General features: G+C 35.0%; 9 protein-coding genes. All 9 read right to left on the bottom strand.

Annotation, left to right across the window (positions count from 1 at the left end):
* Window positions 1-362 (bottom strand): hypothetical protein (locus HNP25_RS18625; RefSeq protein ID WP_221432508.1); only part of this gene is annotated, 362 nt, incomplete at its 3' end.
* Window positions 363-464: 102 nt separating this feature from the next.
* Complete coding sequence (locus tag HNP25_RS18620) at window positions 465-2,582, bottom strand: bi-domain-containing oxidoreductase (protein WP_184136703.1); 2,118 nt, start codon at window positions 2,580-2,582, stop codon at window positions 465-467.
* A gap of 154 nt (window positions 2,583-2,736) precedes the next feature.
* Entirely contained in the window at window positions 2,737-3,840 is a 1,104-nt protein-coding gene (wecB, locus tag HNP25_RS18615; RefSeq protein ID WP_221432507.1) for a non-hydrolyzing UDP-N-acetylglucosamine 2-epimerase, read from the bottom strand.
* 192 nt (window positions 3,841-4,032) lie between these two features.
* Window positions 4,033-5,145 carry a glycosyltransferase family 4 protein gene (locus tag HNP25_RS18610; RefSeq protein ID WP_184136701.1) on the bottom strand — a complete coding sequence of 371 codons (1,113 nt, stop codon included), beginning with the start codon at window positions 5,143-5,145 and terminating at the stop codon, window positions 4,033-4,035.
* Complete coding sequence (locus HNP25_RS18605) at window positions 5,142-6,275, bottom strand: glycosyltransferase family 4 protein (RefSeq protein WP_184136699.1); 1,134 nt, start codon at window positions 6,273-6,275, stop codon at window positions 5,142-5,144. Before HNP25_RS18605 ends, HNP25_RS18610 begins: the two co-directional genes overlap by 4 nt.
* On the bottom strand, window positions 6,220-7,566 hold the full coding sequence (locus tag HNP25_RS18600; RefSeq protein WP_184136697.1) for an O-antigen polymerase: 1,347 nt from the start codon (window positions 7,564-7,566) through the stop codon (window positions 6,220-6,222). The genes HNP25_RS18605 and HNP25_RS18600 overlap by 56 nt, the downstream gene beginning before the upstream one ends.
* Window positions 7,567-7,717: 151 nt before the next feature.
* On the bottom strand, window positions 7,718-8,968 hold the full coding sequence (locus tag HNP25_RS18595; RefSeq protein ID WP_184136695.1) for a lipopolysaccharide biosynthesis protein: 1,251 nt from the start codon (window positions 8,966-8,968) through the stop codon (window positions 7,718-7,720).
* Window positions 8,969-9,063: 95 nt separating this feature from the next.
* Window positions 9,064-9,930, bottom strand: coding sequence for an alpha-1,2-fucosyltransferase (locus HNP25_RS18590; RefSeq protein WP_184136694.1), 867 nt, complete (start codon window positions 9,928-9,930; stop codon window positions 9,064-9,066).
* A gap of 4 nt (window positions 9,931-9,934) precedes the next feature.
* Window positions 9,935-10,978, bottom strand: a complete 1,044-nt coding sequence (locus HNP25_RS18585) for a GNVR domain-containing protein (RefSeq protein WP_184136692.1) — start codon at window positions 10,976-10,978, stop codon at window positions 9,935-9,937.
* Between the last annotated feature and the right edge of the window lies 1 nt (window position 10,979).

The raw sequence follows: 10,979 nt of genomic DNA, 5'->3' as shown, positions 1-10,979 counted from the left end.
TCAATATACGAAGCACCTCCAAATAATTTGAAGCTACTTTTTTTGAAAGGATGGTATTCAAAAGATAATCCTGCCATCGCCATATCTACATCACCCGCTAATTTTACTTCTTCGTCTGAAGTAGTCGTTGTAGAATTGACATTGTACTTAAAATAGCTAAAGCCAAGTCGAGTAGTGATTTTAGGGCTAATGGCATAAGCAAGGTCAATACCAGGCGTTGTGCCTAAATTCAATGAGAGACCTAGTTTGTGGGCAGTTTTTGCCTTAGGCGGTTTGTTTTCTGGAGCATCCTGTGCGAAACCCACAGAACTTGCCAGACACAAACAAAAAAGCAATACTGAGAGAGTTGTTTTTGTGTTCATCTTAGTTAACATTTGGTAAATAATAAAGAGAAACTAAATATAATCTTTTTTTATTATTTACCAATTAATTACCTGTAAAATTTATCAAACGGTAAATGAAACTTAAATAAACATGATTTTACCTACGACTAATGACGAAACTGCTTCGATACTCGCCTTGGAAATATTAATAATCTCTTCAAATGGAATAATTGCCTCTCCCCCATTTTTTAATCTTTCTAACCATAATTTAAACTGCTGAAAATGCCCTTTGTCTTGGCTTTGTGAAAAGCCAGAATTTTTAAAACCGTAGTAAATTGATTTCCTGAAATTATCCACAATAATCGTTCGTCCTTGCGAGTAAATCTCTATGCGTTCTTTTGAATAACTTTTATGCCCATTTGAAAAATAATTGATTACCCCTGTCGAACCATTTTGATATTTTAATAAAATGGTAGCATTATCAGTGTTCAAACTGGGTGATTGTTCCATGGCATTCATCACCACGCTTTCTACCAAACTGCCTGTTATAAAGCTAATTAAATCAATTAAATGACAAGCTTCCCCAATAATTCTTCCACCACCAACACTCATATCCTGTGTCCAATGCGTACTTGGAATACAACCAGCATTCATCGTAGCAATCACATTCATCGGTAAATTATTACTACCCAACTGCTTTTTTGCATCTTGTATAAAAGGCGAAAACCGTCGGTTAAAACCAACAGTCAACGTTTTGCCAGATTGCTGATATACTTCAATGATTTCGTCAATTTCTTCTTGGGTCAATGCCAAAGGTTTTTCTACAAAAACGTGTTTTCCTGCTTTCAAAGCCTGAATACAAAGCTTTGCATGAGTATTATGTTGTGTAGTTATAATGACTGCTCCTACTGCTGGGTCATTAAAAATGATTTCATTATTACTTGTAGCTTTCGTAATGCCGAATTGTTGGGCAACAAGGCTTGCTGATAAACCATTGGAAGAAGAAATGTATTTAATTTTCGCCTTTAGCTTTTTTAAATTGGGCAATACAGTACTTTTCGTAAAATTACCAGCTCCAATAATGGCTAAAATATCATTACTTTTTTCAAAAGTATTATTCTGAAACTGAATTGTGTCTTGAAGTGAAAAACTCTTTTCAGAGTACTCCAAAATTGACGCAATCGCATTGCTTTTGCCCATATTGGCATAAATTTCTTGAAAATTTTCAAAAGCTACTTTTTGGGTAATCAAGGAATTTACTTGTAGTTTTTTCTTGGCAATGGCGTTTAAAACGGCTTCAAAATTGCGTTTTGCCGTCCAACGCACAAAACCAATTGGGTAATCTTGTCCATTTTGCTCATAATTTGTCTCATAGCGACCAGCTCCATACGAACACGAAACTTGAAAACTCAATTCTTTTTCATAAAAATCCGCTCGCTGAATATCCAAACCGATTACGCCCACCAATACAATTCTTCCCCTTTTTCTGCTCATTTGTGCAGCTTGGGCAATTACTTCATTAGATTTTGTGGAGGCTGTAATGATTACGGCATCTACGCCAATTTGCTTTGTTAGGGTTTTCGCAATCTGCAAACTATCGTCTTTTTCCTTTACTTGAAAGGCTTTTATGCCTTTTGAAATGGCTAAATCAACCTTACTTTGTTCAAAATCAAAGGCAATAACTTCACAACCATTGGCTAATAATAATTCTGCTGTTAGCTGTCCGATTAAACCTAAACCAATAACTACAACGGTTTCTCCAAAAGTTGGGTTGACTAGACGAATACTTTGTAAAGCAATCGCTCCCACAACCGTAAAAGTAGCTTCTTCATCAGAAACTTCGTCAGGAATTATGGCGACCAAATTTTTAGGCACACAAACTACTTCGGCATGATTTCCATTGGATACTACCCTATCGCCAATTTTAAATTCGCTTACTTCTGTTCCAATGGCAATTACTTCACCCACATTGCAATAACCCAAAGGAATGGGTTCATTGAGTTTTCGTCTGACGGCATCAAAAGTGGGTTTGAAACCATCCGTTTTAATTTTTGCTAAAACCTGCTTTACTTTTTCGGGTTGTTGTTGGGCTTTTGAAAGAAGATTTGACTTTCCGAATTGGACTAACATTTTCTCTGTTCCCAGCGAGACTAAAGAACGATGAGTTTTGATGAGAACACAAGCTTTACGAACTTGTGGAACTGGAATTTCAACTAAAATAGTCTCTCCAGTTTGTAGATGCTGTATGATTTGTTTCATAGAAAAGGAATTTATGAGTAAACTTTGAACTATTAGACTGATAATCATTGAGATAAATATAATAAAAAAGAGTAAACGAGATTTAAAAAATCATCATTTACTCTTTTTTATTAACTTTTAATAGCTGAAATCCTACATCCAAAATCCCCCAAACCTATTTATTCAATTTTTCAATCAAAATATCCGCAATTCGTTCAGAAGTATGTCCGTCCCAAAGTGGTGGAATTTGTCCTTTCTTTGTTTTTCCTGCTAAAATTTCTAATAATTTTTCATGAACCGTCACAGGATTTAAGTCAGCCAATAACTGATTTGTACCAATTTCAACCGTAATCGGTCTTTCAGTAGAATCTCTGAAAGTCAAACAAGGAATTTGCAAGAAAGTAGTTTCTTCTTGAATTCCTCCCGAATCAGTAATGATAATTGAGGCATTTTGCATCAATTGTAAAAACTCTAAATAGCCTTGCGGTTCAGTCAAAATCAAACCTTCAATCGCTTCTAATTTTTCAGATAAACCAAACTTCTTTAAATTATTCGCCGTGCGTGGGTGAATGGGCAAAACTACTTTTTTATAGCGAGTAGTGTCGGCAATGATATTCAAAATGGCTTCCAAACCTTCTGGCGTATCCACATTGGCAGGGCGGTGCATCGTCACGACAGCGTACTCATCTTTTTGCAAGCCAAAATCTTCTAAAACGCTGGTCTCACAAGCTTTTTCTAAATAATGTACCAAAGAATCAATCATCACATTACCTACAAAAAACACTTTTTCGTCTGGCACGCCTTCATGTTTCAGATTATCCACGCCCGACTGTTCGGTGATAAATAAGTACTCCGCAACGCTATCCGTCAAAATTCTGTTTAATTCTTCGGGCATGGCACGGTCGCCACTTCGTAAACCTGCTTCTACGTGAGCCACAGGAATATGCGATTTTATTGCCACCAAAGTACAAGCCAAAGTTGCGTTTACGTCGCCAACTACAAGTACTAAATCAGGTTTTTCTTCCAACAAAACTTTTTCAAATTCCAGCATCGTCTTCGCCGTCACTTCTGTATGCGAACCACCGCCAATGCCTAAAAAGTAATGTGGTTTGGGCATTTGCAATTGCTCAAAAAAGACATCACTCATTTTTGCATCAAAATGCTGACCAGTATGTACAATTTTTGATTCAATTTCTGGACGTTGTTCAAAAGCACGGTGCAAAGGTGCTACTTTCATAAAATTCGGTCTTGCCCCGACGATGTTCAAGATTTTTATCATAATGATATTTGTGGAAGCGTTGAGCTTTGTTTTTGTTTAAATGTCAAAAATTTGAAGGAAAAATTTGAAATTATCTTAAAAAAGATAGCCAATTTTAAAAGTAGAAATTTTCAAATCATCAAATTTCCACATCTTCAAATCGAATACAAAGTTCAATCATTTTTCAGAACAGGCAAGGCAAATTTCAATTTTCTATACTTTTGCCATTTTTTGAAGAAAAGTAAAAGTTTCGTCCGCACAGCGTTGCCAAGAATATTGCTGAGCATTGGCAAAGGCTTTTTCTGCTTTTTCAAAACATTTTTCGGGTGAAGTAAGCATCATTTTCAAGCTTTCATAAATAGAATTAACATCTAAAGGGTCAAAGTAAAAAGCTGCATCGCCTAAAATTTCGGGCATTGGTCCATAATCAGAAGAAGCAATCGGCAAACCTGCTCGCATGGCCTCAACAAGAATATTTGGCATATTTTCACAAGTAGAAGCAAATACAAAAATGTCTGCTTGTTGGTAATAGTTAGCGATTTCCTCAAAATTGACAGCTCCGTGAACCTTAACAAAATCTTTTGAAGCTGGAAATTTTGCCAAAGAATGTTGCAATTTTTGCCAAGCAGGCGGATAAAAATCACCAATCAAGTCAAGTTTCACTAAAAAACCATCTTCTCTAAGTTTTGCCACAGCTTCCACCACATTCCATTGATGTTTGTAAAGTGAAATCGTAGAAATGTACAAAAGTTGAATCGTAGCTTTTGGATTAAATATTTTGGGTTTTTGCGAAAATCTATCCGCAACGCCATGATAAATGACGGGAAAATCTGAAAAATCTTTTCTTAAACATTGACCAATATAATGTTTTGCATACTCCGAAATAAAAATAATTCCCTTCGCTTGTTGAAATGACAGAGTTTGTAAAGCTGATAAAAACAAATAACGAAACCAATTGAAGCGGAAACGAAAACGGTCACGTTCTTTTTTCTCGAAAACCAACATATTTTGCGACATCGAAACGAAAGCCATTTTTGTACTAAAAAAACTTCCGCCAGGCGAAAAAAGTAAATTGCAATTTTTACGAGCAATGTTCGGGAAAAAGAAAATTCTTTGAAATAATTGTAAAAATGGTTGTTGCGTTTGTGGAAAAATAGCCGTTTTCAGCCAAACAGAATTAGGAAGTAAAGCCAAGGTTTCGGCATTTCCCCAAACAATTACTTGCTCGAAACCATAACGCTGAGGTTGGGCAACTTTTAGTAATTCGCTGATGTGCGTAAGTCCACCACCTTTTTTGATATTCGTTAAGTCGATGCCTAAAATCATAGCCAAGTAGGTTTAGGTTTTGGTAGATGTGGATTTAAGCAAAAATCAATACATTGACCAAAATAGCTTGAAATTGATTTTGTATGAATTTTTTCGGCTGTTTCTTGTACTTTCTCCTCTAATTCAAATCTTGCTTTTTCTGATAAATTCATAAAATGCTGCAACTGATTCAGCAAAGAATGAAGATCTCCAGCTTGAAAAATAAAGCCATTTTGATTGTTTTTTATCAGTGAAGAAGCACCACAAGCATCCGAAACCAAAACGGGCGTTTGGCATAAAATAGCTTCATTGACAACCATTCCCCAACCATCGAAATCAGAAGGAAGAATTAATAAATCTGCTTTTTGAATGAATGTTGGTACTTCATCGGCTGGAATTGTTCCGAGTAATTTTACATGATTCTGTAATTGATAATGCTGAATTTGTTCAAGAATTGTACTTTCAAGTCTCCCAGAACCGATAATTGTCAAAGAAAAATTATCAAAATGCTGTTTCAGAGCAAAAATTGCATCAATCAATAAAGTGATTCCTTTTCGTTCAATCAATTGTCCGACGAAGATAAATTCAATTGTATTCTTGTTGATTTTTTGCTTTTCACTAATACTTAAATTTCTAAAATAGCCAAAAGGCAAAATTCGATTTTCGTCAACCCCCAATTTTTTAAAGAAATCCTCTCCACTTTTTCCCACAGCCAAACAGCCTTTGGCATCTTGAAGGAGTTTTCGAGCGATAAAGTTGAAGCCATTTTGTAGAAAAAATCGCTTAAAAATACTTCGTTTTTTATTCGGAATTGGAGCTTCGGAGTAAATCAAGTACTTCCCTTTCAACCATTTTAGTAAGAGCAAAGCCATAAAAAAGTACTTTTCAGCCCAAATTCCACCGAAAATATGCAAAGCGTTTTTGTGTTGATAAATGAATTGAAAGATTTGAAAAACACTTTTATCTGAAAGATAACAGTAAGAAAAATTCATGGAATTTTCGCTAAAATCCCAACCTTGTTGTACTCTTTCAACATTTATTTTATGAGCAAAAACTACGAATAATTCAAAATCAATAGAGATTTCATTCAAAAAATCATTTTGATGAAAACTCGGAATATTCATCCAAAAGATAATTTCCGTTTTTTTCATAGAACAGTTTCCCTTTCAAAACACTAAAAAGCCAAATTAACAAACATGGAATATTATAAATCACAATAAAAGTAAAGATTGAAACCAAGCCATCTCGATAAACCTGCACCAAAACAGAAATCAATAAAAAGTACAAAAAGACAAAAGCAGAATCGGGCGGACTTCGGAGTACTTTAAAGTAACAGCGAGCCGTAAATCGAGCAAACAGAAAGGGAATCAGCACAATTCCGAAGTAACCAAAATTGGCATAAGCTTCGCCATAAATCGAACAAACCGCACCCAGTTTACTAATGTCACGTTCTGGAACAGAAATATCCAACGTCCACTGCATTAATGAAGGTTTTTCATTCCAAAAATTTCTTGGAATCGGTGAAACTAAAATGGGGAAAAAAGTTTTGCCATAATAATACGAACCAGCCTCATCCACCAAAGTCATCGACACTGCATACATATCCAAAAAAGCCAAATCTGCATTACTCCCGTCGCCACTTACTTCTTGGTATTCCGTGAAAAAATCTGAAAAATCTTTCAGCGTCGCTCCTTCTTGCACCAATTTCCCGATATACTTCAAAGGCAAAAAAAGTAAAAAACAAAAAATCCCGATAAACCAATAGCGTTTGGGCATCCACTTTTGTTGATGCCGATACAAATACAACGAACCTAAAAAAATCAGCGGAACAATTACTCGATAACGATGATAACCTTGCAAAGCCAAAATCAGGAGGAAAATCACGACAATTGCCAAGTAAATTTTCTTGAAGCCATTTTTAAAAATCAAAGCCATCATACTCAACACCACAAAATTTTGGGTATTCGATAAATACGAAGAGCGTTCCCAATCGCCAAAATCATGTTCTGATTTGCCAAGCATCGGAATATATTGCTGAGAAAAAATCCCCCAAATCCCCAAAGGAATCGTCACAAAAAGTATCATATTCAGTACTTTTCTATCAATCAAAATACTTTGTTCAGTCTGAATAAAATCGTCTTTATTTTTCTGAGCTTCCACAAGCCAAGCAAGCGTCATTGCCAGAAAACCCATATCTGCCCAAAAAGCAGCACGACTAATTTCATGGTTTTCTGTACCCACAAAATAAGTGCTATTACTCAAGAAAAGTGCTGCTCCACGATTAATCGCAAACAAACGAACGGTGAAAATCAGAAAATGAAAAACCAAATAAATCGTAGCAGGATGATAAGCCGACAACTTGCCGTAACGCCACAAAAGCGAAATACAAAGCAAGAAAACCGATAGGTCGATGACCAAAGAAATCAGCAGATTATCCCACATATTAGTTATCAGTAAATGGTGATTGGTGATTAGATTTTTTAAGTTTTATAGAATATTCAGATTGCTATATAATTTAAGAGATGTTTCTTTTTTTTGTAAGTAATTGATAATTAGATTCTTAAAATTATAATCACCAGTCACTATTAACTAATCACCAAAAAGTTTTTCTAAAAAAGTACAGCGATGATAAAAGGCTTAGGTTTTTAGTAATTCCCGTCAAAATAAAAGCAATGACGATTCCCGAAATACCGAATTTGGGAATCAGTAAAATATTGGCAACAACCGAAACCAAAGCCGTAATAAAATTTGGTACGAATAAAGCTTTGGCTTGTCCCAAAACATTCAATAGAAAACTGAGTAAATGCCCTAATTGAAAAATCATCCAAGCAAAACAAAGCCAGATGAAAAGCTCTTTTTGTTCCAAAAAGGCTTTCCCCAAGAGTAATTCCAATAGAAAATCTTGCAATAAAAAAATAAAGAAAATTTCTACTGAACAGATAAGTAAATAGGTTGAAAATAAGGATTTTACATTTTTTATAAATTCATTTCTTTGAGATTTATCTACAACATTTTTGTATAAAAACGGACTAAATTTCGCCATCAATAAACCCGAAATAATACTAAAAGGATGAATAGCAAGCTGAGAATAAGAACTGTACAAACCTGTTTCGGAAGTACTCAGAAAGCCACTGAGTAACCAACGATCGAGCCAAACTTGCACCCAAGCAAAAGTATTTACGAGCATCAACCAACGTGAAAAACTATCAATTTCTGTCCAAGAAGGGTTTTCTTGCACATTATTTTCGGGTATTACAGTTTTACTAAAAATATGTTTTAAGTAAAAAAGACTCAGCAAAGTACTTATCGCCCAAGCTCCCCAAACAGCGTGTAGGCTTTTTGAAAAATGAATAAAGAAAATCAACAAAAAGAGGCGAATCCCAAAGTAAAGCGTAATCGCAATTGCGATTTGTTTACGTTGTTGGAGTAAATGCAAACGAGTTTTATAAAATTCATGCTGCGATTCCAGTATGGCAATCGGAATTAGCCACAGACTTAGGGCAAAGTATTGAAATTGATGAAGATAAATAGACCAAAAAATAAAGACAAAAACAGCCACTACGACCAAGCCGTAAATTTTAAAAAATTGAGGATGTAAGTACAAAAAAATACGATTGAAACTTTGAAAACGAAAAGCGAAAGTACTGGCAGTTTGGTTAAACGAAGCAAAAAATATCATTGAAAAGAATTGTAACGAAGCATTAAAAAGACTAATAATGCCGTACTCTTGGGTAGAAAAAGTACTGGTGAGGTATTTGATAATCATGGCATTCAGGCAAACCTGTGTAAAAGTGTATGCCAAAAGCCAAGCTGAGTCTGTATTTATGTGTAGTGATTTTTTCATGACTTGATTTTAATAATCCTCACTTCCCGTGGCTGGTCTCCCGACCAGTCTTTTTCCGTGGTTGGTCTCCCGACCAGCCACCACTTTCCATAACCTCAGATTTTAATAACCCTCCCCAAAACTTCTCTCGACAAAATCGGTACTTCATCCAAAACAAAATAATCCAAACCCGAAAAATCATTCAAATAGCCTTTAGGTTCTGGAATCAACAACATTTTATTGCCCATAAAACTTGCCCAAGCTGAAAATGTAGAATTTGAACCAATAATAAATTCACATTTCGATAAAGCCACAAGGTCAGCTATCGAAGAACCAAAATGAATGTGTTGGATTCTTGAAGAGTAATTTAAAAGTTGTGTTAATTCTTTAGGTTTTCCATCTGAAAAAAGTAAAAAATTGTAACTGCAATTCGTGTGTAAATCAATTTGACGGATAATTTCCAGATACCAATCCAAACTTTTTTGTGCCGAATGGTGATAGTCTCCCAAACGAATATGAATACCTATTTTTCTTGAAAATGAAAAGTGTTGTACTTCATTCAACCGAAATGGATGAATGAGTTTTAGCACATTTTCTACAATAAAATCTCGTTCAGCAATCAAATCCTTGAAATAAGGCTGAACGCCTTTTACTTCAATCAGGAGATTTTGATACTTCAAATGTTCAATTTCCGACAATTCGTTTTCTGAAATTTTTTGTAAACTTTTCAACAGAAAATACTTCTTCCCGCCAGAAATTCCTTCTTTTTTGAAAATGTTGAAGTAATGTCTTTTGTCAGATTCTTGTCGTAAGTACGGCCCGAAATTGAATTGCTCCCAAGTTGGAGCAATCATTTTGGCGTTTAGCTTTTTTGCCAAACACAAAGCTCTGGCATAAACCAGCAGACAATTAGCCAAGCCCATCCCTCCTATTCTGATGCCAATGTCTATTCTGGAACGAAATTTTGGATAAACATAAATCATCTTTTTACTTAAAAAACTTTGTGTATCTAATTATGATAATAGCAATTGAAAAGACCAAACCCAACAAAGTGAAGGCTACAATGATAATTCCTCTCGAAGGACTACTTTTCTTCACAGGCACTTGTGCGGGTTCTAGGACTTTAAAAACGGGTGTTTCTCGGTGAATCCTAATCTTGGTTTCTTCCAATTCAGTAGCCAATTGCGTATAAAGATTATAAGCCAATTCAACTTCGTGTTGTAGTTTTTTGCCCTCATCTTTTGCGATATTCAAGAATAAATTCCTGTTCATATCCTGATAATGAGAGTAAGCAAAAAGAGCTTTATCATAATTTTTTTGAGCTTCATTGATTCGAGAGGATAAGAAATCTATGTCTTTTTGCGTTTTTTCTGTTCGGTACTGAATCACATATTTCAGTAGATAGTCTTGCGTAAATTTGGCAAGCGTAGCGGCAATTACAGGGTCTTGCATTTTTACAGACATGGTAATTACACCTGTTTTTTTGTCTAAAGAAGTCACCACTCTTTTATGCAATTCTCTAATTTGTATATCTTCCTCTTTATTTAAATGAATCAGTTCCGACATCTTGGGACTTGAAATCAATAATTCATTTTTATTTGATTCGCCAACAAGCTTAACAAGTATTTCCTTTTTCCTACACTCTTTCAAATATTCCGAAACTAGCATTTCTCGTTGGTGTTGAATTGAGAAAACTTTTAAATGAAGTAATTGCATCAAAAAAGGCGTACTCTGCAAAATATTTGGATATAAATCTGGGCGAACAGCTTCGGTAGAACCAAAACTACTAAGGTCAACGCCAGCGAGTCCAGCCAAAGATTTAAAATTATTCATACTTTCAGTGCCTTCTTTGATTTCCAATTCGGGCAAAATCTGAACTTGCGAAGTATATTCATTTGGAATATTATAGGCTATCAAAATCCCTGAAAAAGTAAATAAAGTACTAACAATGAATATTTTCCATTTCTTCTGAAGTAGTAAACGAAGCAAAGGAAATAGCCTAAAATTGTTAAAAATAGGGTTAGTTTTCATG

It is taken from the genome of Arcicella rosea (assembly GCF_014204325.1).
Taxonomy (GTDB): Bacteria; Bacteroidota; Bacteroidia; order Cytophagales; family Spirosomataceae; genus Arcicella; species Arcicella rosea_A.
Note: the sequence above shows the minus strand (reverse complement) of the source record. Positions and strands in the feature narration are given on the sequence as shown.